The sequence below is a fragment of the Nonomuraea sp. KM88 genome, assembly GCF_052245635.1.
Classification (GTDB): Bacteria; Actinomycetota; Actinomycetes; order Streptosporangiales; family Streptosporangiaceae; genus Nonomuraea.
The window spans coordinates 256,510-282,605 of record NZ_JBQQCC010000012.1; the positions used below are offsets into that span (position 1 = coordinate 256,510).

Genomic DNA, 26,096 nt, shown 5'->3' on the forward strand with positions numbered 1-26,096 from the left:
CCGCCCGCGGACGTGACGGCCTCCGGTCACAGGTCGGCGGCGATGATCCGCTCGATGTTGCGCTCGGCGAGCGCGGTGATGGTGACGAACGGGTTGACGGTCGTGTTGCCAGGGATCAGGGCCCCGTCGATGACGTACAGGCCAGGATGCCCGTGCAGGCGGCCGTAGTTGTCCGTGGCCCTGTTCAGGACCGCGCCCCCGAGCGGGTGGTACGTGAGGTGGTCGCCCCAGATCTTGTACACGCCGAACAGGTCGGTACGGTAGATGGTCCCCTCCTTGGCGTTGATCCTGTCGAAGATCGTTTTGGCCATGTCGATGGAGGGCTGCTTCCACGCGGTCTGCCAGTCGAGCTCCACCCTGCCCGCCGCCGCGTTCCAGGTGAACTGCGCGCGGTGCGGGTTGTTGGTGATCGACAGGTAGAACGACGCCCACGTCTCGATGCCGGTGGGCAGCGGCGCGACCTCCGCGAACGCGCCCCCGGCCGACCAGTTGTCGATGCCGCAGCAGGGGATGGCCGACTGGAGGCTGCCGGTCGGGTCCCAGAGGTGGTTGGCCCGGCCGCACATGACGTTGCCGTTGTCGCCCCAGCCCTTGCCGATCTCGCCGTTCAGGCCGGGCAAGACGCCGGTGGCCTTCAGCCGTACCAGGAGTTTGCTGGTGCCGACGCTGCCGGCGGCGAAGAACACCCTGTCGGCGGTCACCGTCTTGGTCGCGGTGACGCCGCCGGCGGTGTCGAGCTGCTCGATGACGGCGGTGTACGCGCCGCCGGACCCCGGGGCCACCGAGGTGACCCGGTGCAGCGGGGAGATCGACACCCTGCCGGTGGCCGTGGCCTGGGCGAGATAGGTCCGCTGCAGCGACTTCTTGCCGTGGTTGTTGCCGTAGAGGATCTCGCCGGCCAGCGCGGACCTGGGCACGGTGCCGGCCGCCTCCTGCTCCATGTACTCCCAGTCGTACACGTCGGGCACGAACACGAACGGGAACGACGAGCGCTGGGCGTGCTTGCGGCCCACGCGCGAATACTGGTAGCAGTCGGCCGACTCGAACCAGCCGGGGTCGATGGTGGCGACCCCGAGCCCGGCGTTGGCCCGCGGATAGTAGGTGGCGTACATCTCGTCGGGGTTCACCGAGGGGAGCACGGCGGCGAAGTTCGCACGTTTGGGCACGACCGCCATGCCGCCGTTGACGAGCGAGCCCCCGCCGACGCCGCGGCCCTGGTAGACCGTGATGCCGCCGAACTCCTCGGCATCCAGAATGCCTGTGTAGCGGGGAATGTCCCGGTCGATGGGGAAGCCGAGGAAGTTGCTGAGCGGCGCCTTGGTCCTGGTACGCAGCCAGTACGAGCGGTAGTCGGGCTCCCGCGTGTTGCAGAAGATCTTGCCGTCGGTGCCCGGGGTGTCCCAGGCCATGCCCATCTCGACCATGTGCACGTCGACGCCCGCCTGGGCGAGGCGGAGCGCGGCCACCGACCCGCCGTAGCCGGTGCCGATCACCAGGACGGCGACGTGGGCGCCGTCGGCGATCGGGGCGGACGCGGCGGCCGGCCGCGCGTGGACGCCCAGGGCGGCCAGCCCCAGGGCGGAGCCGGTCCCGGCGATGAATCCGCGGCGGGAGACGCTGGCACGGGCAGGCGGATGTTCGTTCATCGGATACCTCCGAGGAGACCCCGCCTTCAGGCTGGGGAGGAATCGGACTCCTGCGAAGCAGGACAGGGGTAGCCGATTCGCCGCCAGGCGAACCGGCTGCGGTGCGCGTGAAAAGAGCGGTGCCCGTGGAACGAGGGCGGGCTGTGCGGATTATCGGCCGGGGGTGCGGCCGCTGGGCAGGGCGCACACGGTGTCGAGCCCGAGGACGTGGTTGAGGCGGCCGAACGCCAGCCAGGAGCCCAGGCACATGGTCAGCTCCACGATCTCCAGCTGGCTGTAGTGCGCGGTCATCCGCGTCCAGAACGCGTCGTCGAGGCCGTGGTGGTCGAGGGCGTAACGTTCGGCGTACTCGGCGGCCAGGCGGGTGCGCTCGTCGAAGGCGGCGGTGGTGCGCCACTCGCTGACCGCGTCGGCGAACGACTCCTCGACCTTCTCCCCGTCCCGTTCCGTCCGCCAGTCGAGGCAGAAGGCGCATCCGTTGAGCTGCGCGATCCGCAACCGCGCGGCCTCGAACTCGCGCAGTCCCAGGGTCGTGTGGGCGTAGACCGCCAGCGAGAACTTCGTGGCGGCCATCCCGATGCCGGGCACCATCTCGCCCCACACGTACTCGATGGCGTCCTTGCCCTCCGGAATGTCGATCTTCAAGGCCGTCTCCTTCCCAGCTTGCCGGCGGGGGCGGGCCGCAGCGGCACGTCGAGCGCGTCGTAGAGCCCGGGTTCCGCGGCCACGAGCCAGTCGATGGCGCCCACCAGCCGGCCTGCCGCGGTGGCGTTGCCGCCGGCGGAGCGGTTGCCGTCCTCGTCGGCGGCCTCGACCGTGACCTCGATGCGAGGCCGGCCCTCGATGATCACGCGGTGCGCCCCGACGCCGTCGGGCGCGACCGGCCAGTCCGGCGCGCAGGAGGGGTGGATGCGGGTGACGTGCTCGACGACGATGCGGGGCAGGCCGTCGACCACGCCCTGCACCTCGAAACGGACCGCTCCCTGGGTGCCCGCCTCGAAGTCGCCCATGGACCTGGTGGTCACCGTGCTGTCGAGGGGGCGGCGGTCCAGGGTCTCGCGGATCTCGTCGAGCTCGACGCCGAGTGCCCTGGCCATGAGCCGTACCTGTCCGCCCCACACCATGGACGGCACGGTGGGCGCGATCATCGGCGGCTCGTAGTCCAGGGGATGGCCCATGCCGACCAGGTGGCGGACGGCGTCGGGCTGGTCGTAGGTGGAGTAGTCGAAGATCTCCTGGCAGCGGATCGTGTCGACGGTGGTGGCGAGCCCGCTGAGGAGCAGTGGCAGCACGTCGTTGCCCCAGCCGGGGTCGACGCCGGAGACGAACAGCGAGCCTCCTCCGCCGGCGATGGCGGCCAGCACGGGCTCGCGCAGCTCCGGCGGGGCGTTGCGCTGGTCGTAGAGGGCGTACAGGGACGGGGTGACGACCACGGCGCCGGCCCGTACGGCCTTGACGATGTCGGCCAGGGCGTCGTCGGGCCGGAGGTCGCCGGAGGCCGCGTACACCACGGCCCTGGGGCGGGCCGCCAGCACGGCGTCGACGTCGCCGGTCGCCGTGACGCCCAGATCGTGGCCGAGTCCGGCGAGGTCGCCCGCGTCGCGGCCGATCTTGGCGGGGTCGTGGACGAGCACGGCCGCGAGCTTGAGCGTCGGGTGGGCCTCGACGGCCCGGATGGCGGCGCGGCCGATGTTGCCGGTGCCCCAGACGATCGTGGACGTCATGGGCGGAGCGTAGCAAGCGCTTGGTTAAGTGTATAGGGCTCACTTCGCCACGCGGCAGAGGTACTCCGCGTGGGTGGGGCTGACGGAGTCGTGGCTGACGATCGCGAAGCCGGCCCGCTCCAGCAGGCCCTCCATGATCCAGGTGTACGTGGAGAACTCCTCGCGTACGTGTGCCTCGAAGTCCGCCCTGGTGAACCCCTCGCCCTCGGCGCGCCCCGCACTCTCGATCCAGTGGCGCAGATGCGTGTCGGCGGCGTCTGGCGGGAAGCTGAAGATGACGTCCCGCAGGTAGAAGGTGCCGCCGGGCCGGAGCATCGCGGCCGCGTTGCGCAGGGCCTGCTGCTTCCAGAAGTCCGGCAGCTGGTGGAGCGCCGATCCGGTGGTGACCACGTCGGCGGGGGCGTCGTGCGGGTGCGCGTAGTCGAGGAAGCCCGCCTGGTGCCAGTGGGGCTCGACCTCGCACCGCTCGGCACGCGCCTGGGCGTACTTCAGCATCTCCTCGGAGACGTCGACGCCGTGCGCCTCCGCCCCGCGCCGGGCCGCCTGCACGACGAGCGAGCCGGTCCCGCACGCCAGATCGACCAGGCGGGTGCCCTCCGTGACGCCCAGCCGGTCGAGCAGGGCGTCGTCGGCGGCGGAGTCGGTGCCCTGGTTCCTGTCGTAGGCGGCGACGGCGGCCGGGCTGCCGAGATCGACGCCGACGGGTGCGTACTCGGGGAACCACCAGGCGGGGCGAGGGCGGCGAGTGTCATTTCGTGGCATGTCTCTTATGTAGACCGCGGGATGATCCGATGGCAACGGTGCTGACCGGTCAGGGCTTACCGGTCAGGGCTCACAGGTCGGGGCTCGGGGGCGGGGTCGTGTGGCGGGCGGGAAGCCGCCACCATTGTTCGCCGACGACGGGATGAACGGTATTCTTCAGGTCTTTTCTCCCGATTCGTGTGGCGACGGCTATCTTGTCTTCCGCGTCGTACACGGTGCGGATGGTGGAGATCGACATTCCCGCCGCCTCGGCGAGCGCCCGCAGGCGGTACGGTTCCGGCCGTACGAATTCGCGCGCATATGCCGTGATAAGTCGTATTTGTCGTTGTATCTCGCGCCTCTGTGCGGCGAGTTCCCCGAGCCGCGCCAGCACGGGATCCTCCGCCGGCGATGCTCCTGCCGCCATCATGAGCTCCCCGACCAGGGTGTTCCTCGCCTCGCTCGCGCTCCTCGCGCGTGCCGCGTAGTCGGCGGGCTTCTCGTCGTCGTCCTTGACCGGCTCGGGGATCAGCACCTTCGCGAGTTCCTCGGTGATTTCCTTCATGCGTGGCATCCTGTGGCAGGCCGTGCGGAAAATGCAAAAGTGTGCGGAACCTGCGGTGTCGCTTGAGTGCCTTGACGTGCTACGTCCCCACATCCGCGGAGAAGAATTCTCTACCTGCGGGCCGCGCGTATGCCAGTTTGAGGAGAAAAAGCGCCATTACTCAGGCGAATCTTGTGCCACTCTCGTGAACGAAAACGAGCGGCCCCTCTGATGTCCCAGAAAGGCCGCTCATCGCGGTGACGCTCCACATATGTCATGAAAGGAAACCGCTGTCGTGAGATTAACCAGACGGAGTCCTCAACGGGAAGAGCCCGCTCCGGCCCGCGAGCCGGAGCGCATCCCGCAGCGCTGGGTGCTGATCCTGATCACCGCCTTGCTGGGCGGGCTGACCGTCGGCGGCCTGTCCGGGTGGGCCGGGGCGGGAGTCGCCACGGCCCTCGGCCTCGTCGGGCTGCTCCACCGGATCATGAACTAGCCGCGTACGCCGCACAGCAGCCGGTTGTTGCCACGCTGCCAGAGCGTGCCGATCTCCGCGAAGCCCGCCTCTTCGAGGGCCTTGACGTGATCCGACAGGAGGCGGGACTCGGAGCCGCGGTGGTCGGCCCCGGCGGTGGTGCGGGCCGCGTTGAGCTCGGCGAGGGCGGGGTCGGCCTCGATCGCGTCCCACCAGGCCTGCCAGCCCTCCGGCCGGTTCTCGCCGAAGGTCCGTTCGGTCTCGCGCTCGTGCACGGCGTGCTCCAGGCGGGACAGCGCCGGCGTGGCGTCCTCGGTGTCCATGTGGTCGCCGTTGAGCAGCAGCCCGCCGGGACGCAGCACGGTCGCCAGCTCCGCGTAGACGTTCTTCAGCTCGGGGCTGGAGATCCAGTGCAGCGCCGTCGTGCTGACCGCGGCGTCGGCGGGCCCGTCAAGCTCGAGCGACTCCGTCCAGCCGGCTCTGCGCAAGTCCGCGGACACGAACCGCAACCCCGGGTACGCGGCCCGCCCCAGCCCGATCAGCAGCGGATCGGCGTCGACGCAGACGACCTGGGCCTCGGGCAGCCGCTCCAGCAGCCGCGCCGACAACGAGCCGGGACCGCAGCCGAGGTCGATGACCAACGGGTCGGGCCGCCCGAGGGCCTCCACAACGTCGATCAGCACCGTGAACCGCTCCTCCCGGTCGGGAAGGTAGCCCTCCTGCTGGCGGTCCCAGCGTGCCATCCACTCCATCGCGGCATCGTGGGTGAGCATGAACGTCTCCTTGTGACCGTCGTCTAGAATTTCAACGGTCACACGTTAACTCGCGAAGGTGTAACCGGTCAATTGGATTACAACAGTCACACGGATGGGGTGGTCCGGGTCACGGTGGCGCTCGTCAACGCCCTGACCTCCGGCGAGCGACGAGGCCGTCCCTGCCCCGCTCCAGCCGACCCCGAGGCCGCCGCGGTCGAGGCCCTCCGTACGGTCTATCCGGCGTACCGCGAGGTCACCGCCGGCGAGGGCGCCGCGCTGGCCGAGGTCGCGGTCCGCCTGCGCGAGGTCTTCGCCGCCGTCGCAGCGGACGACGTCGACACCGCGGCCGCGCGGGTCAACGCCCTGCTGGGGGAGACCGGCGCCCGGCCGGTGCTGGACAGGCACGACGGGGAGCCGTGGCACCTGCACTTCCACGGCCACCGTGACACCCTGGCGGACAGCTGGGCGGCGAGCTGCGCCACGGGACTGGCGATCGTGCTGGGCAGCGAGTTCGCCGACCGCCTCGGCGTCTGCACCGCGCCCCACTGCGACCGCGTCTATGTGGACGTGTCGCGCAACGGCACCCGCAGGTTCTGCTCCACGGCCTGCCAGAACCGCGTCAAGACGGCGGCCTTCAGGGCCAGGGGCAGATCCGGCTGAGGGGCGGCCCCCTGCTCCAGCTCCCCGGGGCGGCCGGGGAGCTGGAGCCCGTTCATCCGGAGGCCGGCCGTTCCGCCTCTTCGCGCGGCGCCGGATCGTACGCCGCGGGACCGTCGAGGACGCGCATGGCGGGCCTTCTCAATGATGGGACGCTCGGCCCGCCGCGATGGTTCACCTGTTATGTCTCACTCCTGAAACGTTCCCACGCCGACTGCCGGGTCATGCCGAGCGACGTGCCGATGCGCTCCCAGCTGACGTCCCTGGTGCGCAGGTGCGCCACCCAGTCGCGCAGGTTGTCGTCGACCTGTGCCTGCACGGCGGCGATCTTGGGGAGATGGTCGAGGATCTGGTCGTCGGTCATGGACTCCCACAGGGGCAGTCGCGGCTCGGGTGACGGCTCGCGGCGGTCCTGCTCGAGGATGTCGTTGCACAGGCCGATGCACTCGTCGCAGATGTGCACGCCAGGGCCGGCGATGACCTTGAGCACGTCCGTGCTCTTCTTGTGGCAGAACGAGCAGCGGATCTTCTCTTTCCAGTCAGGCATGGCCTGACAGTAGTCCGTCAGGTGACGCCTGACAAGCCTGACCGGCGATCCAGTTCTACCTGCGCCCGGATGATGGCCTGCCGCTCCTCGGTGATCTTGGTGCAGATCGCCACGTACGCGTCCAGCACCTTGGCGTACGACCGGCGCGCCTGGGCGAGCTGCTCGCGAAGGGCGCGAACGCGGTCGGCGTGGCCGTGCCGCTCCGCCTCGGCGAGCAGCGTGCGGGCCTCGTCCACGATTTCCGCCGCCCGCATCCTCGTGCGGCGGAGCAGGGCCGAGCATTCGTGCAGCTCTCCCAGCCGAGCCGAGGAGACGATGGTCTCTGCGGCGTGCACGGCCGAATCGTGGCTCGTGCGCCTGCGGAGATCTGATGCCATGTCACGCCACCTCCCGGTCAAGGATGCCTAACTGTAGACGCGCAACCGAGCCGAGAGGATCACTGGCGCCGCCGGGGGGGGGGTGCCTCAATGCTCCCCGCGGAGAGGTTTCTTCCTCCCGGAGGGAAAACCTCGTCCCTGAACACGATTCGGCGCGGGACGATTGAGGCATTCGGCGGCCTTTACCGGCACCAATTGGAGAAATGCCGCGAACCTCCGGTGTAAGCAAAAGACGGGGTTCAAGACTCCGATCGCCCCCGCGCGCATGGCCGTTCGTCACATACTGAAACCGAATGGCGGCGCAACGTGAGGTAGTGGTGATGTCGGATACGGAGAACGGCGGCGACCCGGTCGACGTCAGCGTCGTCATCCCGGTGCACAACTGCCGGGCCTACCTCGACCGGTGCCTCACCTCGGCGCTCGTCCAGCGGGTGAAGAAGGAGCTGATCGTCGTCGACGACGGCTCCACCGACGGCAGCGGCGAGCTCCTCGACCTCTACGCCGCCTACCACCCGTCCAAGGTCAAGGTGGTCCACATCGAGGGCAGCGGTGGGGCGGGCCGGCCGCGCAACGTCGGGCTCGAGCACGCCACCGGCCGGTACGTCTTCTTCTGCGACGCCGACGACCACCTCGGCCCCGAGGCGCTGGAACGCATGGTCGCCATGGCCGACAGGAACGACTCCGACATCGTGCTCGGCAAGATCGTGGGGCACGGCCGGAGGGCGCCCGTGTCGATGTTCCAGCAGAGCGCCGACCGGGTGGAGCTCGGCGACAGCTGCGTCTACAACAGCCTGTGCTGTTTCAAGCTCTTCAGAAGGGACCTGCTCGATCGCCACCGGATCAGGTTCGGGGAGGGCATGCGCGTCGGCGAGGACATCCTCTTCACCGTCCACGCCTACTGCCACGCCGAGGTGATCTCCGTGGTGGCCGACTACGAGTGCTACCACCTGATGGCCAGGCTCGACGGCACCAGCATCATGCAGCAGGCGGGCAGCAGGGATCCGCTCGCCTGGCTGGCCATGATCAGGGAGCCGATGCGGATCATGACCGAGCACGTCGAGCCGGGCCCGCTCCGCGACCACCTGCTCCGCAGGCACTTCAGGCTCGACGTGTTCACCCAGCTCGGAGCCGTGTTCCTGGAAAGTGACGGCGTGCGCCGCAAGGACATCGCGCGCGAGGTGGCGGCGCTCTGCGACGAGTGGTACACGCCGGGCGTGCACGAGCGGCTCAACAGCATCGACCGGCAGCGGGCGACCGCGCTCGACGACATCGACCGCCTCGTGCGCCTGGCCCGCATCGAGGGCGCCACCGTGCGGCGGCGGCTGACCGGGGTGTGCTGGGACGGCGACCATCTGGTGGTGACGGGCTCCGCCGGGCTGCACGGCATCGCCAGGGACCACGGTCTGGCCGTGGTGCTGCGCTCGCGGCACGACCCGGCCGCCGAGGTGGTCATCCCCGCCGAGCGCAAGGGCGGCGAGTTCACCGTGCGGGTGGACGTGTCCGCGCTCGCCTCCGGAATCTGGGACCTGCGGGTGGCGGTCGAGATCGAGGGCGCGCTGCGGTTCGGCCGGTTGGGCGCGGACCGCGAGACCGGCGTCAACCGGCCGATGCCCCGGATGATCGGCGGCGTCGTGGTCCTGCCCTACTTCACCAGGGACAACGGCAACCTCAGCATCGACGTCGGCGGCCACGTGGCCGCCGTGCCGGGCGGTGCGAGGCTCATCAGGACGCGGTGGGGTCTCGGGCAGCGGCTGCTGATCGACGGCGAGCTCAGCGTCGTCGACACCGCGCCCGCGGCCGCGGCGATCCGGCGGATCGTCTGGCGGGAGCGGCGCAGCGGGCGCGAGCGGGCCGAGCCGGTGACGGCGCTGCCCGGGGGCGGGTTCGCGGCCGGGCTGGCGGTGGGCCGGCTCCCTCCGGGCACCTGGGACGCGTACGTGGAGCTCGACCTGGGCGGGCCGGCCGCGCGGTTCAAGATCGAGGCGGGCGCGGGCACGGTCGTGGGACCGCGCAGGTGGTGGTGGGCGGCGCTGCTCAGGAGCGTGCGGCCGTACGCGACGCGGGGGCGGCTGAGCGCGGTGGTGCGGCGGCTGACGGCCCGGGCGGTCATCAGAAGAATCATTCGCTAATTGCCACCTATGTGCAGGTGCAATGCCATGTCCTAAAGTGGGGATGTTGGTCCCATCCCGTCCCGTTCCGGGAGGCAGAGCCGTGCACGTACCTGATGGCTTCTTCAACGCAGTGACTTCGATCTCGGCCGGAGTCGTGGCGGCCGCGGGGGTCGCGGTCTGCCTGCGGGGGGCACGGCGCGAGCTCGACGACAGGACCGCGCCCATGGCCGGGCTCGTCGCCGCGTTCGTCTTCGCCGTCCAGATGCTCAACTTCCCCGTCGCCGCGGGCACCAGCGGCCACCTGCTGGGCGGTGCGCTGGCGGCGATCCTCGTCGGGCCCTATACGGGCGTGTTGTGCATGGCCGTGGTCCTGCTCGTGCAGGGCGTGTTCTTCGCCGACGGAGGGCTGACGGCGCTCGGCGTCAACATCACGCTCATGGGCATCGTCACCGTGCTGGCCGGCTGGGGCGTCTTCAAGCTTGTCACGGGGCTGGCCAGGGGCCAGGTGGTGGTGGCCGCGTTCCTGGCCGCGCTGGTCTCCGTGCCGGTCTCCGCGCTGGCGTTCACGCTGCTGTTCTGGATCGGCGGGACCGCGCCGATCGACGTGGGCACGGTGGCCGCCGCGATGGGCGGCGTGCACCTGCTGATCGGCATCGGCGAGGGCCTGATCACCGCCGCGACCGTCGGCGCCGTGCTCGCCGTGCGGCCCGACCTCGTGTACGGCGCCGGCCGCCTGGCCAAGCCGCTGGTCCTGCGCGGAGCCGACGGCGGCACCACCGTGGGCGAGCCCGAGCCGGCCCCCGCGGCCCCTGGCGCGCTCAGGCCGTTCCTGCTGGGCGGCGCCGGCGTGACGCTCGTGCTGGCCGGGCTCGTGTCGTTCTTCGCCTCCTCCTCGCCCGACGGGCTGGAGGCGGTCGCCGAGGACAAGGGCTTCATCGACCAGGCGGCCGACCACCTGTTCGGCTCGTGGGCGCTGGCCGACTACGGTGAGGTGGGCGGCATCCCCGTCGGCGTCGCCGGCATCATCGGCGTCGGCCTGGTGCTGGTGCTCACCGGGGCGGTGGCCCACGCCGCGCGGAGCCGTAACCAGATCAGGGCGTGACACATGAGGGCCGGGCATCATCACCAGCTCTATCGGCCAGGTGGCTCGGTGGTGCACCGGCTGCCGCCGCAGTGCAAGCTGCTGGCGGTCCTCGCCTTCGCCCTCGTCGTGGTGGCCACGCCGCGCGAGCGGTTCTGGGCCTTCGCCGTCTACGCGGCGCTGCTCGGCGGTGTCGCGCTGGCCGCGCGGGTGCCGGTGGCGCACCTGGCGCGGCGGATGGTGATCGAGGTGCCCTTCGTGCTGTTCGCCCTCCTCATTCCGGTCATCGGGCTGGGCGAGCGGATCACCGTGCTGGGGCTCTCGCTGAGCGTGCCCGGGCTCTGGGCGGCCTGGAACATCCTGGCCAAGGCGACGCTCGGCGTGGCCGCCTCGGTCCTGCTGGCGACCACCACCGAGCCGCGGGAGGTGCTGATCGGGGCGCAGCGGCTCAGGTTGCCGAGCCTGCTGGTGCAGATCGCCATGTTCATGCTGAGATACCTCGACGTGATCATGGATGAGATGCGGCGGATGCGGGTGGCGCGGGAGTCTCGCGGGTTCGAGGCGCGTAATTTCCGGCAGATCCCGGTGGTCGCCCGATCTGCCGGGGCGCTGTTCATCCGGTCGTACGAACGGGGGGAGCGAGTGCATCTCGCGATGCTCAGCCGGGGATACTCGGGGCGGATGCCGATGATTCGTGATATTTCGGCATCTGTAGGCCAGTGGGGTACGGCGCTCGCCCTGCCCGCCGCGGCCCTCGCAGTGTTGGGACTGTCCTTGTGAACTCTCTGGAAGTCAGGCAGCTCGCCTATGCCTACCCCGACGGCACGCAGGCGTTGTTCGGCGTCGACCTGTCGATCGCCCGCGGCGAGCGGGTGGCCCTGCTCGGCCCGAACGGCGCCGGCAAGACCACGCTCGTCATGCACCTCAACGGCATTCTCACCGCCGGTCACGGCAGCGTCACCGTGGCGGGCACCCCCGTGCGCAAGGACACCCTCGCCGAGGTCAGGCAGCGCGTCGGCCTGGTCTTCCAGGACCCGGACGACCAGCTCTTCATGCCCACGGTCAGGGACGACGTGGCCTTCGGCCCGGCGAACGCGGGCCTGCGGGGCGAGGACCTCGACCGCGTGGTCGAGGACGCGCTCGCGCGGGTCGGCATGCTGGACGCCGCCGACCGGCCGCCGCACCACCTGTCGTTCGGGCAACGACGCAGGGTGGCGGTCGCGACGGTGCTCGCCATGGAGCCGGAGATCCTCGTGCTCGACGAGCCCTCGTCCAACCTCGACCCGGCCGCCCGCAGGGAGCTGGCGGAGATCCTGCGCTCCCTGGACGTGACGGTGCTCATGGTCACGCACGACCTGCCGTACGCGCTGGAGTTGTGCGAGCGCGCGCTCATTCTCTCCGACGGGGTGATCGCCGCCGACGGCCCCACGCGTGCGCTGCTCTCCGACGCCGAGCTGCTGGCCAGGCACCGCCTGGAGCTCCCGTACGGCTTCGCCGTCCCTGTCATGTGAGCTGGTTTGACGGGCGAAGCCCGCCTGCATCCGGCTCTTCGTAGTTTGTGCATGCCCGGTCTCCGGGGATGTCGAAGTACAGTGGCTCATCGAGGAGGGGCCAAATGAAGCTGCGGCTTGCACGACACGCCCTTGGTGACGCCGTGGTGGTGGCCGTTGAGGGTGAGCTCGACTTGTTCACCGCGCCGTTTCTGCGCGATGAGGTGCGTGACGCCATCAAACAGGACGGCGCCAGGCTCGTGCTCGACCTGCAGCAGCTGTCGTTCATGGATTCGAGCGGTCTGTCGGTGCTGATCGAGGCATGGCGGCTGGCGACGGGGGAGGGTGGTGGCGTGTCCCTCGCGGCGCCGCAGGCGCCGGTGGCGCGCATCCTCCGCACGACCGGCCTCGACCGGCGGATCAAGGTGTACGCCGACGTCGACACGGCTGTGGGAGCTATTTAGCGGCCCCGAGTAGAACTTCATTCGGTCGGCGCGTTAGGGTCCGGGATATGGACGTGAACGGATCTGCAGCAATCATCTCCGGCGGCGCCAGCGGCCTCGGCGAGGCCACCGCCCGCGAGCTGGCCCGGGCCGGCGCGACCGTGGTCGTCGCCGACCTCAACGAGGAGCGCGGCAAGGCCGTCGCCGACGAGATCGGCGGCGTCTTCGCCAGGACAGACGTGTCGGACGACGCCCAGGTGCAGGCGGCCGTGGACGCCGCCGTGGCGACCGGCAAGCCGCTGCGCGTCATCGTCAACAGCGCCGGCATCGGCTGGGCGGAGCGCACGGTCAACCGCGAAGGCAACCCGCACAACCCGGCCTCCTACCGCAAGGTCATCGAGGTCAACCTGATCGGCACGTTCAACCTCATGCGCATCGGCGCCGCCGCCGTCGCCAAGACCGAGCCGGCCGACGCCGACGGGCAGCGCGGCGTGGTGATCAACACGGCCTCCGTGGCGGCGCTTGAGGGACAGACCGGGCAGCTGGCGTACTCCGCCTCCAAGGGCGGCATCGTGGGCATGACGGTGCCCGCCGCGCGCGACCTGGCGGCGATCGGCGTACGCGTCAACACGATCTGCCCCGGCATCATCGACACGCCCATCTACGGCTTCAACGACAACGCCGAGGCGTTCAAGGCCAAGCTGGTGGCGCCGGTGGTGTTCCCCAAGCGCATGGGCCAGGCCGGCGAGTTCGCGCACCTCGTGCGGTCGCTGATCGAGAACGACTACATGAACGCCGAGGTCATCCGCTTCGACGGCGGCATCCGCTTCCAGCCCAAGTAACCCCGTCGGAAGGGTTGTCATGTCTGACGAAGTGCTCGTCGAGGAGTCCGGGAACGTCGCGATCCTCACGATCAACCGGCCGAAGGCGCGCAACGCCGTCAACGGGGCGGTGGCGCGGGGGGTCGCGGCGGCCCTGGACGAGCTGGACGCCCGTCCTGAAATTTCGGCGTACGTGCTGACCGGTGCCGGTGGCACCTTCTGCGCCGGGATGGACCTGAAGGGGTTCCTGTCCGGTGACTTCCCCGTGGTTGAGGGGCGCGGGTTCGGCGGACTGACCGAGTCGCCGCCGAAGAAGCCGCTGGTGGCCGCGGTCGAGGGCTACGCGCTCGCGGGCGGGTTCGAGATGGCGCTGGCGTGCGACGTCATCGTGGCGTCGTCGGCGGCCACGTTCGGGCTGCCCGAGCCCAAGCGCGGGCTGGTAGCCGGCGCGGGCGGCATCATGCGCCTGCCCCGCAGGATCCCCTACCACGTGGCCATGGAGATCGCCCTGACCGGCGACCACTACCCGGCATCCCGCCTGTACGAGCTCGGCCTGGTCAACCGCGTCACCGAGCCCGGCGCGGCGCTGGAGGGCGCGCTCGAGCTCGCCGGCAAGATCGCCGGCAACGCCCCGCTGGCACTCGCCGCGACCAAGCAGGTGATCATCGAGTCGCAGGACTGGTCGCGCGAGGAGATGTTCAAGAAGCAGGGCGCGATCATCAACCCGGTGTTCGGCTCGAAGGACGCCATGGAGGGCGCCGCCGCCTTCGCGGAGAAGCGCGCGCCCCGGTGGAAGGGCGAATAGCCGCGCCTCTCCCGCTCCCCCCGGGGGGCGGGAGGGGCCTCTTTAACGCGCGCGTAGCTCTTCCTGGTTACGGTAAAGGAAGAGGGCAACGACTCCGGGAGAGGCGCATGAGCGACTATTCGGGTTCACGGTTCGATTCGGCCAGACGCGGCGCCGGCGCTCTCCTGTCCGGGGCGCTGAGCATGCTGATCACCATGGTCGCCCTGCTCGCCGCGATGTGGATCCTCGAGGGCGTCGACGTCGTCCTCAACGGCTCGCTCGACCAGTACGGCATCGTCGGCTGGGACCCTGACGGCCTGGTCGGCATCCTGCTCGCGCCGTTCCTGCACGGCGGCTTCGGCCACCTCATGGCCAACTCGCTGCCCCTGCTGATCCTTGGCTTCCTGGCCGGGCTGCGCGACGTTCGCAAGTTCCTCTGGGCCAGCCTGCTGATCATCCTGATCGGCGGCCTGGGCACCTGGGTGACCAGCCCCGGCGTGGTCACGATCGGGGCCAGCGGCCTGGTGTTCGGCTATTTCGGATTCATCCTGGCCCGCGGCGTGTTCGACCGCAGGCTGCTCGACCTCGCCATCGCGATCGGCGTGGGCGTCGCCTACTGGGGCATCCTGGCCGGCCTGCTGCCCAACCAGCCGGGCATCTCCTGGCAGGGCCACCTGTTCGGGCTGATCGGCGGCGTGGTGGCCGCCTGGGTGCTGCGCCGCAAGCGCGAGATCGCCGCGAGCCCTTACTGACGCGACCGCCCTCCTGCCGGACGAGCAGGCAGGAGGGCGGGAGCGGCGCCGGCTAGAGGCGCTCGACGACGTGGTCGACGCAGACCGTCAGCGCCTCGATGTCGGCCGGGTCGATGGCCGGGAACATCGCGATGCGCAGCTGGTTGCGGCCGAGCTTGCGGTAGGGCTCGGTGTCGACGATGCCGTTGGCGCGCAGCACCTTGGCCACGGCGGCGGCGTCGACGTCGTCGGAGAAGTCGATCGTGCCGACCACCTGCGAGCGGAACTCGGGGGCGGCGAACGGCGTGGCGTAGGACGACTTCTCCGCCCACGTGTAGAGACGCGAGCTGGAGTCGGCCGTGCGGGCGGTGGTCCAGGCCAGTCCGCCGTTGCCGTTCATCCAGTCGAGCTGCTCGGCCAGCAGGAACAGCGTGGCCACGGCCGGGGTGTTGTAGGTCTGGTCCTTCGCGGAGTTGTCGATCGCGACCGGCAGGCTGAAGAACTCCGGCACGTAGCGGCCGGAGGCGGCGATCTCCTCGACCCTGGCCAGGGCGCGCGGCGACATGATCGCGATCCACAGGCCGCCGTCGGAGGCGAAGCTCTTCTGCGGCGCGAAGTAGTAGACGTCGGTCTCGGCGAGGTCGACGGGCAGGCCGCCGGCACCCGAGGTGGCGTCGACCAGCACCAGTGCGTCGCCGGAGCCCACGCGCTCGATCGGCATCGCGACGCCGGTCGAGGTCTCGTTGTGGGTGAGCGCGTAGGCGTCGACGCCGTCCTCGGCGACCGCGGCGGGGTGGGCGCCGACCTCGGAGGTGATGACGCTCGGCTCGCCCAGCCAGGGCGCCTTCTTCGTGACGGCGGCGAACTTGGAGGAGAACTCGCCGAACGACAGGTGTTGTGACCGGTCGCGGATCAGCCCGAAGGCGGCGATGTCCCAGAACGCGGTGGTGCCGCCGTTGCCGAGCACGACCTGGTAGCCCTCGGGCAGCGAGAACAGGTCGGCGAGCCCGGAGCGCACGCGGCCGACGAGGCCCTTGACCGGCTTCTGGCGGTGGGAGGTGCCCATGAGGCTCGCGCCGGAGGCCGCGAGCGCGGCCAGCTGCTCGGTGCGAACCTTCGAGGGCCCGCAGCCGAAGCGGCCGTCGGCGGGCTTGATGTCAGCGGGAATCACGATGTCAGCCACGTACTGGAGCCTACCGAGCGCCGGAGAATGCCCTGGACCGGGGCCCGGCATCTGAGACATGATGAACCACCTTCATTGATCGTTCGTTGGCTGAGCACGACGGCGGCACCGGCTGGAGGAGCGCCCAGATGGCCGATCTGCGCAGTGTCATCGAGAGGTTGATCCGCCGGCGTGCGCTCCTGCGCGCCGATCCGCCCCTGCCGACCGTGCTGGTGGTCGGCGCGCAGGCGCTCGCGGCGGTCGACCGGCTCGCCAAGCCGTTCGAGACCGCCGTCCCCTACGCCCGCGTCGCGGACGGCGCGCACGAGTCGGTGCTCGACCTGGTGAGCTCGCTGGCGGGCGACGAGGACCACACCGGCAAGGCCCGGACCGACCGTGGCCGCCTGGGCAAGCCGGTGGGCGGGTCGCTGCTGCCGCCGCCGCGCTTCCCGCTCGCGCAGTTCGTGTTGTGGGCGCGGGACAGGCCGGACGGCCGCGTCCCCGACCCGCAGTCGCACAGCGACTACCAGGCCTACAAGAAGCGGCTGAAGGACTGGCGGCGCGGCATGGCCGGTGGTGGCGGCGACGACGTCAAGACGTCGGCCGACTTCCTGGCGCGCGCCGCCACGACCTGGGTGCCGGTGGGCACCCTGGCCGTCTGGTGGGCCGGTGGCGCCGCCGACCTGGTCGGGGTCATCCCCTGGCTGCTCGGCCTCCTGGTGGCCCTGGGCGGCACCGCGGCACAGGGCATGTTGTCGATCAGAGGCTCGCTCTTCACCGGGTGGTTCAGCAGCGAGCCGAGCCTGAAGAGGCGGCGGTTCGAGCGGCTGCCCCAATACGCGCTGCGCCTGGCGGCCGCGCCGGACGACGACATAGAGGAGCTGCTGGTCCACGCCCTGATGCAGGACCTGCACGAGGCGTACAAGAAGTGGATCATTCCGTGGCCGAGCTGGGGGAGAGGCCAGTACTGCCTCCTGGTCCTCCAGATCACCGATCCCGGGGGCACCAACGCGCGGTTCCTGCGGCTGATGGAGGAGATCACCAAGAAGACCGGCCTGTTCGTGCCGATGCTCGTGCTGGCGGCCGTGCCCGGCGGCGTGCCCCCGGCGCAGGCGGCGCCGAAGCCGCTGCGCGACCTGGAGAAGGCGGTCGCGCAGTGGCGTAACGCGGCCAGGCTGGGCGTTCCCGAGCTGCGGCTGACCGTCGAGGCGACGGCCGTGCCCGCGGAGCCGCAGGACGATCCGTCGCCGCCGCGCCGCAGGCGGGCCATGGCCTACTGGACGGCGATGGCGCTGCTGGTGGTCGTTCCGCTCTCACTCGTTTACGCGATCCAGCGCGACAGGGCCGGGCACTGCGGCGGCCTGCCGTGGGTCGAGCGGATCGAGGAGGAATGCGTCGGCATCGTCAACGCGACGAGGGACACGCCCGAGACCCTGTTCGACGGCGACGTGAAAACGCTGATCAAGAAGATCGACGAGAACAACCGCTACGCGATCGACTCCGGCCGGTACATCAGCGTGGTCCTGTTCGGAGAGTTCTCGATCAAGAAGACGGCGCAGGACGACACTCGGCTCGCCGCCGCGGTCTCCGAGCTCGCCGCGGTCGAGGAATACCAGCGTACGGTCACCAGCACCCCCCGGTTACGCGTGCTGATCGCGAACGCGGGCGACAACTTCGACCACGGGCGCAGGACGGCCCAGCTCATCATCGACATGGCCGCGCGGGACCGGCACGTGATGGGGGTGGTCGGCCTGCCGCGCAGCGTGGCCGGCATCAGCGAGGCGATCAGGGAGCTGCACCTGGCGAAGATCCCGATGGTGTCGAGCACGGCGACGGCGGACCGGTTCGGCTACATCGGCAACCCCGGGCTGCCCGACCAGCCGGGCGAGCCCTCCCCCTACTACTTCCAGGTGGGGCCGACCAACGTCCGCCAGGCGGCGTTCGGCGCCCGGTTCGCCCGGCGGACCCTCCTGAAGGGCGTGGCCGAACCGGCCGCGGTCATCGTCGAGGACCGCTCGCAGGGCGACGTGTACACCCTGAACCTGGCGGACGACTTCGAGAAGGCCCTGACGGACGAGGGCGCCGACGTGGAGCGGATCTCGTACACGGTCCAGCAGGGCGGCATCTCCTCGGCGGCGGGGAAGGCGTGCGCGCTCGACCCCGACGTCCTCGTCTACGCCGGGCGGGCGTCCGAGTTCCGCGCCTTCCTGACGGCCGTCGAGGGCAACGCCTGCGGGGAGGTGAAGGTGATCGCGGGCGACGACGTCGTCAAGGTGGTGTCCGACCACGGCGACGAGATCGCGAACACGAAGCAGGCCGAGGTCTACTACCTGGCGCTGGCGCACAGGGCGTTGTGGCCGCGCTCGTCGGCCACCGCGTTCGTCAGCAAGCTGCAGGACAAGGGGCACCCGACGGCCTCCGACGACAACCTCATCCTCACGTACGACGCCGCCGACGTGGTCTACCGCGCCGCCAACGCCGCCTACCAGGCGGCCGGCATGGCCGGAGGGGAGGGGGATCTGGCGCTGCCGAGCCGGGGCGACATCCTCTACCGGCTGGCCAGGACGTCGGGCAACGCCTCATGGGCCGGATCGGGCGGGGTGGTGGGATTCGACCTCACGGAGCGGCACACGCCCATCGACAAGGCCATCGCGATCATGAAGGTGGAGAAGTCGGAATGGGGCTACAGCCGCCCCGTGAAGCGCTGCGGCCGGCTGGACACGAACGAACCGCCCACGAAGGACCCCCTGTGCGTGGACCTGCCGGACAAGTGACCTGGCGTACGGCTGCCGCAGTCCGCGCGGCAGCCGTACGGACCGTGGTCAGTAGTTGCCGACCACCTCGTCGGCGCCCGGCACGTCGCTGAGTGGGCGCGACGAGGGCCCCGTGTAGGTTGCGCTCGGGCGGACGAGCCTGCCCGTCTTCTTCTGCTCCAGGATGTGCGCGGCCCAGCCGGCCGTGCGGGCGCAGGTGAACATCGAGGTGAACATGTGGGAGGGCACCTCGGCGAAGTCCAGCACCACGGCCGCCCAATACTCCACGTTGGTGGCGAGCACCCGGTCGGGCTTGCGTGCGTGCAGCTCGTCGAGCGCGGCCTGCTCCAGCGCCACGGCGACCTCGTAGCGGGGGGCGTCCAGCTCCTGGGCGGTGCGGCGCAGCACGCGGGCGCGCGGGTCCTCGGCGCGGTAGACGCGGTGGCCGAAGCCCATGAGCCGGTTGCCCTTGTCGAGCTCGCTCTGGACGTACTTCTTGGCGTCGCCGAGCTGCTCGACGCCCTCGATCATGTGCAGCACGCGGGCCGGGGCGCCGCCGTGCAGCGGGCCCGACATGGCGCCGACCGCGCCGGAGAGCGCGGCGGCTACGTCGGCGCCGGTGGAGGCGATGACGCGGGCGGTGAACGTGGAAGCGTTCATGCCGTGCTCGGCCGCCGAGGTCCAGTAAGCGTCGATGGCCTTGACGTGCTTGGGGTCAGGCTCACCGCGCCAGCGGATCATGAAACGCTCGACGATGGTCTTGGCCTCGTCCACCCGGCTCTGCGGCACCATCGGCAGGCCCAGGCCGCGCGCGGACTGCGCGACGAAGGAGAGCGCCATCACGGAGGCGCGGGCGAGCTGGTCGCGTGCCTCCTGGTCGCTGACGTCGAGCAGAGGCTTGAAGCCATACGCGGGAGCCAGCATGGCCAGCGCGCTCTGCACGTCGACGCGGATGTCACCCGAGTGGACGGGAATGGGATAGGGCTCCGCCGGCGGCAGGCCCGGCTGGAACTGGTTGTCGACCAGCAGGCCCCAAACGTGTCCGAACGGGACACGGCCCACCAGGTCCTCGATGTCGACGCCCCGGTAACGAAGGGCGCCCCCTTCTTTGTCCGGTTCCGCGATCTCGGTCTCGAAAGCCACGACGCCTTCGAGGCCGGGTTTGAAGTCGGACATGCTTGGCCGCCTCCCTTTCTTGCCATGTCACGGCAATGCTCTGCTTACGGTCGTGGCCGCTTCGGGGCTCGTCGGCTTCGTGGCCTCGCTCTCCCGCCCCGAGCTCCACCGCTCTGTTGATGTCGAGATACCGGCGGGTCAATTTAACCCCCTCCCAGCTCACGGTCGGTCTCGGGACCCGCCGTAAGGCCAAAGCCGCTGGTGGGAGGGTCGGGTGGGATCCTCAGGAGGAGCGCGCAAGAATATCGTCCTGTGGATGCCACCCCGCGCCCGCCCGTGCTGGCTGGGCTACGCCGCACGTACGAAGGCGAGCCGCTGCTCGAGTCCGATGTCGCGCCCGACCCGACCGCGCAGTTCACGGTCTGGTTCCAGGACGCGCTCGGCGCCGGGCTGCCCGAGCCCAACGCGATGGTCCTGGCAACCGCCTCCGCGGGCGGCCGGCCGAGCGCCAGGACGGTCCTGCTGAAGGGCTACGACGAACGCGGATTCGTCTTCTACACCAACTACGAGTCCCGCAAGGGCCGCGACCTGGACGAGAACGCCCGCGCGTCCCTGCTGTTCCCCTGGCATCCCATACGCCGCCAGGTGCGGGTCGAGGGCACCGTGACCCGCATCCCGCACGAGGAGTCGGCCGCATATTTCCGGTCCCGCCCGTACGGCTCGCGCATCGGCGCCTGGGCCTCGCGGCAGTCCGCGGTCGTGCGCTCCAGGGAGGAGCTGGACGCCCGCTACGAGGAGCTGGCGGCACGCTGGCCGGAGGATCCGCCGGTGCCCGACTTCTGGGGAGGTTTCCGGGTGGTCCCGGTGGAGGTGGAGTTCTGGCAGGGGCAGCTCGACCGGATGCACGACCGGCTCCGCTACCGTCGCACGCCACCCGGATGGGTTCTGGAGAGACTGGCCCCTTAAAGTGCCCTAAGTGGCATTCGGGGAGCTGGTCAAACGTCATGTGGTGGACACCCGGCCGCTGGGCGTGCCGGCCTACCGGCGGATCTGGTTCGGCCAGGCCGTCTCGCACGTCGGCGTCGGCGCCACCGTCGTGGCCGTCGGCCAGCAGGTGTGGGAGCTGACCCACTCCTCGTTTTACGTGGGGCTGCTCGGCATGGCCAACCTCGTGCCGCTGATCGTCTTCGGCCTGTGGGGCGGGGCGGTGGCCGACGCCGTCGACCGGCGCAGGCTGCTCATCGTCGGCTCGGTCATCGCCTGGGCGGCGACCCTGCTCATCCTCGTGCAGGCGCTGCTCGACCTGCGCGACATCTGGCTCATCTTCGCCGCCGTCGCGCTCAACGCCACCGGGTTCGCGATCACCGGACCGACCAGGGGCGCGATCATCCCCCGGATCCTCGACCGCGAGCTGGTGCCGGCCGCCAACGCGCTCAACTCGCTGGTGTTCAGCATCGGCGCCGTGGTGGGCCCGATGGTCGGCGCGGTGGTGCTGGCGTCGGGAGGTTACGCCGCGGCGTACGCGGTCGACGCCCTGCTGTTCTCGGGGAGCCTCTACGCGGCCCTCAGGCTGCCCTCACTGCCTCCGCTGGGCGAAGTGACCCGTCCGGGTGCCAGGGCCGTCCTGGAGGGCCTCAGCTTCATCGCCAGGAGCCCGGTGCTGCTGATGTCGTTCGTCGTCGACATCATCGCGATGGTGTTCGCCATGCCGCGGGCCCTCTTCCCCGAGTTGACCGCCGACCGGTTCGGCGGCTCCATGATCGCGCTGGGCTGGATGACCTCGGCCATGGCCATCGGGTCCGTCGCGGGCGCGCTGTTCTCCGGCTGGGTGGGCCGGGTCTCGCGGCAGGGGGTGGCCCTCGTCGTCGTCATCGCCGTGTGGGGGCTGGCCGTCGCGGCCGCAGGGCTCGTGCACGAGCTCTGGCTCGTGGTCACGTTCATGGCCGTCGGAGGGGTGGCCGACGTGATCTCGTCGGTGTGGCGGCAGTCCATCCTGCAGCTGTACGCGCCCGACGAGATGCGGGGGCGGCTGCAGGGCGCGTTCATGGTGGTGGTGGCCGGCGGGCCGCGTTTGGGCGACCTGCGGGCAGGGGCCACCGCGACGGCGTTCGGGCTGAGCGGCGCCTGGGTGGGCGGCGGCATCGCCTGCATGGTGACCGTGCTGGTCGTCGGGCTGTCGGTGGCGGGTTTCAGGAACTTCCGCGCCCAGCAGACCGCCCAGCAGACCGGCCAGGACACCGGCAAGGCGGCGCCGGGCACCGACCAGACGGCGCCGGAAACCGGCTAGGCGGATCACGGGGACCGGTCAGGTGGCCAGGACCCGGGTCAGGCGAACCGGGGGCCGCCAGGCGGCTCAGGACGCGGGTCAGGCGGCGGCGGCCGCGGCCCGCAGGTCCGCCAGGAATCCCTCGTACGCGTCGTCCCTGTCGGGCGCGCGCAGCACCGCCGACGGATGGACGGTGGCCACCGCGAGCGCGTCGCCGAGCGGCACCGGCTCGCCCCGGTGCCTGGTCACCCGGAACTCCCGCCCCAGCAGCGCCCTGGCCGCCGTCGCGCCGAGCACCACGACGACCCTGGGGCGTACCACGGCCAGCTCGGCGTCGAGCCACGGCCGGCACGCGTCGATCTCGGCGGCCGTCGGCTTCTGGTGGATCCGCCGCTTGCCCCTCGGGGTGAAGGAGAAGTGTTTGACGGCGTTGGTGAGGTAGACGGATTCCCGCTCGATCCCGGCTTCCTGCAGCCCTCTGTCCAGGACGCGGCCCGCCGGGCCAACGAACGGGTGCCCCTGCCGGTCCTCCTGGTCGCCCGGCTGCTCGCCGACCAGCATGAACGCCGCCCGCCTCGGCCCTTCGCCGAACACGGTCTGGGTGGCGGCTCGGTGGAGGTCGCAGCCCTCGCAGCGGGCAGCGGCCCCGCGCAGGGCGTCGAGGTCGAGGTGCTCGGGAAGGAACCGGGCCGCTCCGGTGTTGCCGTCCATAACCATCGTCGGTCGTTCTCCCAATAGGCTTCTCGTGACTCCTGTGCCCGCTGCGGACGGGCCCAGTCCCCGCCACGACCGGCGTAGCATTCAGTTGGGAGGACTGCCTTGACCGCACACGGCCTTATCGACACCACGGAGATGTATCTCCGCACGATTTACGAGCTCGAGGAGGAGGGCATCGTCCCGCTCCGTGCCCGCATCGCGGAGCGCCTCCAGCAGAGCGGCCCCACCGTGAGCCAGACCGTCGCGCGCATGGAGCGTGACGGCCTCGTTCGCGTCGAGGGCGACCGGCACCTGTCCATGACCGAGCTGGGGCGCACGCTGGCCACCCGGGTGATGCGCAAGCACCGCCTCGCCGAGTGCCTGCTCACCCAGGTGATCGGGCTCCCGTGGGAAGAGGTGCACATCGAGGCGTGCCGCTGGGAGCACGTCATGTCGGAGTCGGTGGAGTCGCGCCTGGTGACGCTGCTCGACAACCCCACGGTCTGCCCGCACGGCAACCCCATCCCCGGGCTCGGCGAGCTGGGCGCCAGGGAGGCGGCCGAGTCCGGCGACAGCGCGCTCACCACGATGTGCGATGTCGCGGGGGCCAGGGAGACGCCCGTCGTCATCCGCCGAATTAGCGAACAAGTGCAAAGCGATCCCGCTGTGATGCTTAAACTCAAGCAAGTTGGGATACAACCCGGACGCGAGGTGACGCTCGCGGCGAGCGACGATGGTGTGCGGGTGACAGGTGACGGTGACAGTGACGACACTCCCGCGGAGCTTCCGCGTGATGTCGCCGCGCACGTTTTTGTCTCCAAGCGCTGACGCGCGCGCGGCTGCTTGGTTGAATCCCATCTGGGAGGCCCTCCACTCTCCCCTGGCCAAGACTGTTGCAGGAGCGCCCGTGGTCCGCTTTGCAGACACGCCACCCCGAGAGGTGGTCGCCGGATGAAGCGATGGGGGGATCTGTCACAGGAAGCGGCTGATCACCTTGGCGCCGGGTCCGTGCTCGACCACGCCGAGATGGCGGTGGTCGTCACCGACCGTTTCAGCAACCTGCTCTACTGGAACCCGTTCGCCGAGAAGCTCTTCGGCCACACGGTCGCGACGTCGGCGCGCGACACCTCGGTCCTGTCGCTCGGGATCATGGAGAAGGACCACCCGCTCGCCATCGAGCTGGCCAAGCACGTGCTCAAGGGCGGCGTGTGGGAGGGCACGTTCGACGTCAGGCGCGGCGACGGCGCCATCGTCTACGTCCGCGCCCAGGCCGTGCCGCTGCGCCACGAGTCGGGCTCGGTGTCGGGCATCGTCATCCTCGCCCGCGAGGCGCTGCGCAGCAACGAGCGCGAGAAGGACCGGTTCGGGCTGCTGGAGCGCATCGGCGAGCGGCTGGCCGGCTCCCTCTACGTCGAAGAGACGCTCAAGCGCGTGGCCGAGATGCTGGTCCCGCAGTTCGCCGACCACTGCTTCATCGAGTTGACGGAGGGCGACCGGCTCGTCCGCCGGGTCTCGCAGCACGTGCAGGGGTGGGCGCCTCCGTTGGGCACATGGAAGCCGGTGGGCGCGGAGATCCGCTACCCCTCCGGCCACTACGCCGACACCGCGCTGCGCCGCCAGGAGACCATCCTGGTCGAGGACTTCTCCAACAGCAGTTTCCCCGCCCCCACCGAGAGCAGCGCGCGGTTGTGCGGCGAGATCGGCATGACCTCGGCCATCGTCGCCCCCCTGACGGTGCGCGGCGAGACGCTGGGGCTGATGTACCTCGGCCTGTCCAACCTGACCGACCGGCGCAGCCCTCACTACGACGCCTTCGACCGTGACTTCGTGGGCGCCATCGCCACCAGGGTCGCGCTCGCGATCGACAACGCGCTGCTGTTCGAGGAGGAGCGTCACACCGCGGAGTCGTTCCAGAAACACCTGCTGCCCAGGGCGCTGCCGCAGCTCGACGGCCTGCAGATCGCGGTGCGCTACTACCCTGCCGCCCCGCTGGCCTCCCACGGGCAGGGCATCCAGACCCAGGTGGGCGGCGACTGGTACGACGTGATCCCGCTGTCGGCCGGCCGCGTCGGCATCGTGATCGGCGACGTCGAGGGCAGGGGAGCCAAGGCGGCGGCCGTCATGGGGCAGCTCAGGGCCGCCCTGCGGGCGTTCGCGCAGGACGACAAGTCGCCCGCCGACATCCTCGCCAGGCTCGACGAGTGGACGCGCATCATCGCCACGCCGGAGCAGGACGACAGCGGCGCCGACATCAGCATCCCGCCCATCGTGACCTGCCAGTACCTCGTCTACGACGCCTGGTCGCGCCAGCTGTCCTTCGCCAACGCCGGCCACGCGCCGCCGCTGCTGCTCGTCGACGGCCAGTGCGTGGAGCTCGACATCGAGGAGGTCGGCCAGCCGCTCGGGGTGCGCGCCAAGGGCCTGCACGCCGACCTGGTCTACAAGGAGGAGACCCGCACGCTCCCGCCGGGCGCGGCGCTGCTCCTCTACACCGACGGCCTCGTCGACCGCCGCCCCGGCCGCGACGGGCATCCGCCGAGCGAGGAGGAAACGCTCGGGGTGCTCTGCGAGGCGCTGACCAAGGTGTCCGGAGCCGAGGCCGAGCGCATCGCCGACGTCGCCACGGTCGCGGTGCCGGGCGAGATCGACGACGACATGGCGATCCTCGTGGTCCGCTCCAGCGACGTCGATCTCGACGTCGAGGAGCGCACGTTCCCCGCCCAGCCCATCATGGTGGGCGATGCGCGGCGCATGGCGTCGGAGGCGTTCGCGGGCTGGAACGTCCCCGAAGAACGCGCTGAGCTGGCCTGCCTGCTCGTCTCCGAGGTGGTGACCAACGTCGTGCTGCACGCCGCCACCTCCAGCGTGCCGCGCAGGGAGCTGGTCGTGGAGGGCCCGCCGCTGCCGTTCGAGGAGTCGTGGGACGTGCCGGGCCTCGATGACGAGGTGGTCGGCGACAAGGAGTTCACGCTGCGGCTGCGCAGGGGCGAGGAGTCGGTCTGGGTCGAGGTGTTCGACCAGGACCTCCGCCTGCCCCGCATCCGCAGCGCGGGCGAGAACGACGAGGGCGGGCGCGGCCTTTACCTGGTCGATCAGCTGGCCAGACGCTGGGGGTCGCGACCTACCAGGGAAGGCAAAGCCGTCTGGTTCGAGATTCCCACGCGCAGCAGGTGAGT

Annotated in this window: 26 protein-coding genes; 15 read left to right on the top strand and 11 right to left on the bottom strand. The window is 70.5% G+C overall.

Annotated elements, in window-relative coordinates; all coding sequences use genetic code 11:
• Positions 1-26: 26 nt before the first annotated feature.
• The 5 genes from ACTWPV_RS32295 to ACTWPV_RS32315 all read right to left on the bottom strand — a co-directional run bounded on the left by ACTWPV_RS32295 (position 27) and on the right by ACTWPV_RS32315 (position 4,676).
• Entirely contained in the window at positions 27-1,646 is a 1,620-nt protein-coding gene (locus tag ACTWPV_RS32295) for a GMC oxidoreductase (RefSeq protein ID WP_347650667.1), read from the bottom strand.
• Positions 1,647-1,796: 150 nt separating this feature from the next.
• Positions 1,797-2,291 (bottom strand): carboxymuconolactone decarboxylase family protein, encoded by a 495-nt coding sequence (locus ACTWPV_RS32300; protein WP_443154676.1) that lies wholly within the window; start codon positions 2,289-2,291, stop codon positions 1,797-1,799.
• Positions 2,288-3,370 (bottom strand): NAD(P)H-dependent amine dehydrogenase family protein, encoded by a 1,083-nt coding sequence (locus ACTWPV_RS32305; RefSeq protein ID WP_443154677.1) that lies wholly within the window; start codon positions 3,368-3,370, stop codon positions 2,288-2,290. The genes ACTWPV_RS32300 and ACTWPV_RS32305 overlap by 4 nt, the downstream gene beginning before the upstream one ends.
• Positions 3,371-3,409: 39 nt before the next feature.
• Positions 3,410-4,132 carry a class I SAM-dependent methyltransferase gene (locus ACTWPV_RS32310; RefSeq protein ID WP_443154678.1) on the bottom strand — a complete coding sequence of 241 codons (723 nt, stop codon included), beginning with the start codon at positions 4,130-4,132 and terminating at the stop codon, positions 3,410-3,412.
• Between the two features lie 70 nt (positions 4,133-4,202).
• Complete coding sequence (locus ACTWPV_RS32315; protein WP_443154679.1) at positions 4,203-4,676, bottom strand: hypothetical protein; 474 nt, start codon at positions 4,674-4,676, stop codon at positions 4,203-4,205.
• Positions 4,677-4,950: 274 nt separating this feature from the next.
• On the opposite strand from ACTWPV_RS32315, the gene ACTWPV_RS32320 reads away from it, so the two are divergent.
• The gene (locus ACTWPV_RS32320; protein ID WP_347650564.1) at positions 4,951-5,151 is read left to right on the top strand and encodes a hypothetical protein; all 201 of its coding nucleotides are present in this window, start codon (positions 4,951-4,953) and stop codon (positions 5,149-5,151) included.
• Here ACTWPV_RS32320 and ACTWPV_RS32325 read toward each other — a convergent pair.
• On the bottom strand, positions 5,148-5,903 hold the full coding sequence (locus tag ACTWPV_RS32325; protein WP_443154680.1) for a class I SAM-dependent methyltransferase: 756 nt from the start codon (positions 5,901-5,903) through the stop codon (positions 5,148-5,150). The genes ACTWPV_RS32320 and ACTWPV_RS32325 overlap by 4 nt on opposite strands.
• A gap of 72 nt (positions 5,904-5,975) precedes the next feature.
• On the opposite strand from ACTWPV_RS32325, the gene ACTWPV_RS32330 reads away from it, so the two are divergent.
• Entirely contained in the window at positions 5,976-6,545 is a 570-nt protein-coding gene (locus ACTWPV_RS32330; RefSeq protein ID WP_443154681.1) for a CGNR zinc finger domain-containing protein, read from the top strand.
• A gap of 178 nt (positions 6,546-6,723) precedes the next feature.
• Here ACTWPV_RS32330 and ACTWPV_RS32335 read toward each other — a convergent pair whose 3' ends face one another.
• Positions 6,724-7,089 (bottom strand): ClpX C4-type zinc finger protein, encoded by a 366-nt coding sequence (locus ACTWPV_RS32335; RefSeq protein ID WP_347650561.1) that lies wholly within the window; start codon positions 7,087-7,089, stop codon positions 6,724-6,726.
• Positions 7,090-7,106: 17 nt separating this feature from the next.
• Positions 7,107-7,466 (bottom strand): hypothetical protein, encoded by a 360-nt coding sequence (locus ACTWPV_RS32340; RefSeq protein WP_347650560.1) that lies wholly within the window; start codon positions 7,464-7,466, stop codon positions 7,107-7,109.
• Between the two features lie 320 nt (positions 7,467-7,786).
• Here ACTWPV_RS32340 and ACTWPV_RS32345 point away from each other — a divergent pair, with 320 nt between their 5' ends.
• The 8 genes from ACTWPV_RS32345 (at position 7,787) to ACTWPV_RS32380 (ending at position 14,948) form a co-directional block, all read left to right on the top strand.
• On the top strand, positions 7,787-9,595 hold the full coding sequence (locus ACTWPV_RS32345; protein WP_443154682.1) for a glycosyltransferase family 2 protein: 1,809 nt from the start codon (positions 7,787-7,789) through the stop codon (positions 9,593-9,595).
• Between the two features lie 43 nt (positions 9,596-9,638).
• Positions 9,639-10,679, top strand: a complete 1,041-nt coding sequence (locus ACTWPV_RS32350; RefSeq protein ID WP_443154683.1) for an energy-coupling factor ABC transporter permease — start codon at positions 9,639-9,641, stop codon at positions 10,677-10,679.
• A 3-nt stretch (positions 10,680-10,682) separates the two neighbouring features.
• Positions 10,683-11,438, top strand: coding sequence for a cobalt ECF transporter T component CbiQ (cbiQ, locus tag ACTWPV_RS32355; protein ID WP_443154684.1), 756 nt, complete (start codon positions 10,683-10,685; stop codon positions 11,436-11,438).
• Positions 11,435-12,169: an energy-coupling factor ABC transporter ATP-binding protein gene (locus ACTWPV_RS32360; protein WP_347650556.1), complete on the top strand. Its 735-nt coding sequence runs from the start codon at positions 11,435-11,437 to the stop codon at positions 12,167-12,169. Before cbiQ ends, ACTWPV_RS32360 begins: the two co-directional genes overlap by 4 nt.
• Positions 12,170-12,273: 104 nt before the next feature.
• Complete coding sequence (locus ACTWPV_RS32365; protein WP_347616849.1) at positions 12,274-12,612, top strand: STAS domain-containing protein; 339 nt, start codon at positions 12,274-12,276, stop codon at positions 12,610-12,612.
• A 47-nt stretch (positions 12,613-12,659) separates the two neighbouring features.
• Complete coding sequence (locus ACTWPV_RS32370; protein WP_347650555.1) at positions 12,660-13,433, top strand: SDR family NAD(P)-dependent oxidoreductase; 774 nt, start codon at positions 12,660-12,662, stop codon at positions 13,431-13,433.
• Positions 13,434-13,452: 19 nt separating this feature from the next.
• Positions 13,453-14,217, top strand: a complete 765-nt coding sequence (locus ACTWPV_RS32375; protein WP_443154685.1) for a crotonase/enoyl-CoA hydratase family protein — start codon at positions 13,453-13,455, stop codon at positions 14,215-14,217.
• 107 nt (positions 14,218-14,324) lie between these two features.
• Positions 14,325-14,948, top strand: a complete 624-nt coding sequence (locus tag ACTWPV_RS32380; RefSeq protein WP_443154686.1) for a rhomboid family intramembrane serine protease — start codon at positions 14,325-14,327, stop codon at positions 14,946-14,948.
• A 52-nt stretch (positions 14,949-15,000) separates the two neighbouring features.
• On the opposite strand, the gene serC is transcribed toward ACTWPV_RS32380, so the two are convergent.
• Entirely contained in the window at positions 15,001-16,110 is a 1,110-nt protein-coding gene (gene serC / locus ACTWPV_RS32385) for a phosphoserine transaminase (RefSeq protein ID WP_347650552.1), read from the bottom strand.
• Between the two features lie 86 nt (positions 16,111-16,196).
• Between serC and ACTWPV_RS32390 the strand changes: the two genes are divergently transcribed.
• Positions 16,197-18,863 carry a hypothetical protein gene (locus ACTWPV_RS32390; protein ID WP_443154687.1) on the top strand — a complete coding sequence of 889 codons (2,667 nt, stop codon included), beginning with the start codon at positions 16,197-16,199 and terminating at the stop codon, positions 18,861-18,863.
• A gap of 48 nt (positions 18,864-18,911) precedes the next feature.
• Here ACTWPV_RS32390 and ACTWPV_RS32395 read toward each other — a convergent pair whose 3' ends face one another.
• Positions 18,912-20,018: a citrate synthase 2 gene (locus tag ACTWPV_RS32395; RefSeq protein ID WP_347650550.1), complete on the bottom strand. Its 1,107-nt coding sequence runs from the start codon at positions 20,016-20,018 to the stop codon at positions 18,912-18,914.
• A gap of 252 nt (positions 20,019-20,270) precedes the next feature.
• On the opposite strand from ACTWPV_RS32395, the gene pdxH reads away from it, so the two are divergent.
• Positions 20,271-20,924 (top strand): pyridoxamine 5'-phosphate oxidase, encoded by a 654-nt coding sequence (pdxH, locus tag ACTWPV_RS32400; protein ID WP_443154688.1) that lies wholly within the window; start codon positions 20,271-20,273, stop codon positions 20,922-20,924.
• Positions 20,925-20,934: 10 nt separating this feature from the next.
• Positions 20,935-22,245 (top strand): MFS transporter, encoded by a 1,311-nt coding sequence (locus ACTWPV_RS32405; RefSeq protein ID WP_443154689.1) that lies wholly within the window; start codon positions 20,935-20,937, stop codon positions 22,243-22,245.
• A 78-nt stretch (positions 22,246-22,323) separates the two neighbouring features.
• On the opposite strand, the gene ACTWPV_RS32410 is transcribed toward ACTWPV_RS32405, so the two are convergent.
• Positions 22,324-22,935, bottom strand: a complete 612-nt coding sequence (locus tag ACTWPV_RS32410; protein WP_347650547.1) for a UdgX family uracil-DNA binding protein — start codon at positions 22,933-22,935, stop codon at positions 22,324-22,326.
• A 108-nt stretch (positions 22,936-23,043) separates the two neighbouring features.
• On the opposite strand from ACTWPV_RS32410, the gene ACTWPV_RS32415 reads away from it, so the two are divergent.
• Positions 23,044-23,748, top strand: coding sequence for a metal-dependent transcriptional regulator (locus tag ACTWPV_RS32415; protein ID WP_443154690.1), 705 nt, complete (start codon positions 23,044-23,046; stop codon positions 23,746-23,748).
• Positions 23,749-23,871: 123 nt separating this feature from the next.
• The gene (locus tag ACTWPV_RS32420; protein WP_443154691.1) at positions 23,872-26,094 is read left to right on the top strand and encodes a SpoIIE family protein phosphatase; all 2,223 of its coding nucleotides are present in this window, start codon (positions 23,872-23,874) and stop codon (positions 26,092-26,094) included.
• Positions 26,095-26,096: the final 2 nt, after the last annotated feature.

Coding starts and splice junctions, on each gene's coding strand:
- ACTWPV_RS32295 (WP_347650667.1), bottom strand. CDS start 1,646: ATGAACGAACATCCGCCTGCCCGTGCCAGCGTCTCCCGCCGCGGATTC.
- ACTWPV_RS32305 (WP_443154677.1), bottom strand. CDS start 3,370: ATGACGTCCACGATCGTCTGGGGCACCGGCAACATCGGCCGCGCCGCC.
- ACTWPV_RS32310 (WP_443154678.1), bottom strand. CDS start 4,132: ATGCCACGAAATGACACTCGCCGCCCTCGCCCCGCCTGGTGGTTCCCC.
- ACTWPV_RS32315 (WP_443154679.1), bottom strand. CDS start 4,676: ATGAAGGAAATCACCGAGGAACTCGCGAAGGTGCTGATCCCCGAGCCG.
- ACTWPV_RS32325 (WP_443154680.1), bottom strand. CDS start 5,903: ATGCTCACCCACGATGCCGCGATGGAGTGGATGGCACGCTGGGACCGC.
- ACTWPV_RS32335 (WP_347650561.1), bottom strand. CDS start 7,089: ATGCCTGACTGGAAAGAGAAGATCCGCTGCTCGTTCTGCCACAAGAAG.
- ACTWPV_RS32340 (WP_347650560.1), bottom strand. CDS start 7,466: ATGGCATCAGATCTCCGCAGGCGCACGAGCCACGATTCGGCCGTGCAC.
- ACTWPV_RS32345 (WP_443154682.1), top strand. CDS start 7,787: ATGTCGGATACGGAGAACGGCGGCGACCCGGTCGACGTCAGCGTCGTC.
- ACTWPV_RS32350 (WP_443154683.1), top strand. CDS start 9,639: ATGTTGGTCCCATCCCGTCCCGTTCCGGGAGGCAGAGCCGTGCACGTA.
- cbiQ (WP_443154684.1), top strand. CDS start 10,683: ATGAGGGCCGGGCATCATCACCAGCTCTATCGGCCAGGTGGCTCGGTG.
- ACTWPV_RS32365 (WP_347616849.1), top strand. CDS start 12,274: ATGAAGCTGCGGCTTGCACGACACGCCCTTGGTGACGCCGTGGTGGTG.
- ACTWPV_RS32370 (WP_347650555.1), top strand. CDS start 12,660: ATGGACGTGAACGGATCTGCAGCAATCATCTCCGGCGGCGCCAGCGGC.
- ACTWPV_RS32375 (WP_443154685.1), top strand. CDS start 13,453: ATGTCTGACGAAGTGCTCGTCGAGGAGTCCGGGAACGTCGCGATCCTC.
- ACTWPV_RS32380 (WP_443154686.1), top strand. CDS start 14,325: ATGAGCGACTATTCGGGTTCACGGTTCGATTCGGCCAGACGCGGCGCC.
- ACTWPV_RS32395 (WP_347650550.1), bottom strand. CDS start 20,018: ATGTCCGACTTCAAACCCGGCCTCGAAGGCGTCGTGGCTTTCGAGACC.
- ACTWPV_RS32410 (WP_347650547.1), bottom strand. CDS start 22,935: ATGGACGGCAACACCGGAGCGGCCCGGTTCCTTCCCGAGCACCTCGAC.
- ACTWPV_RS32420 (WP_443154691.1), top strand. CDS start 23,872: ATGAAGCGATGGGGGGATCTGTCACAGGAAGCGGCTGATCACCTTGGC.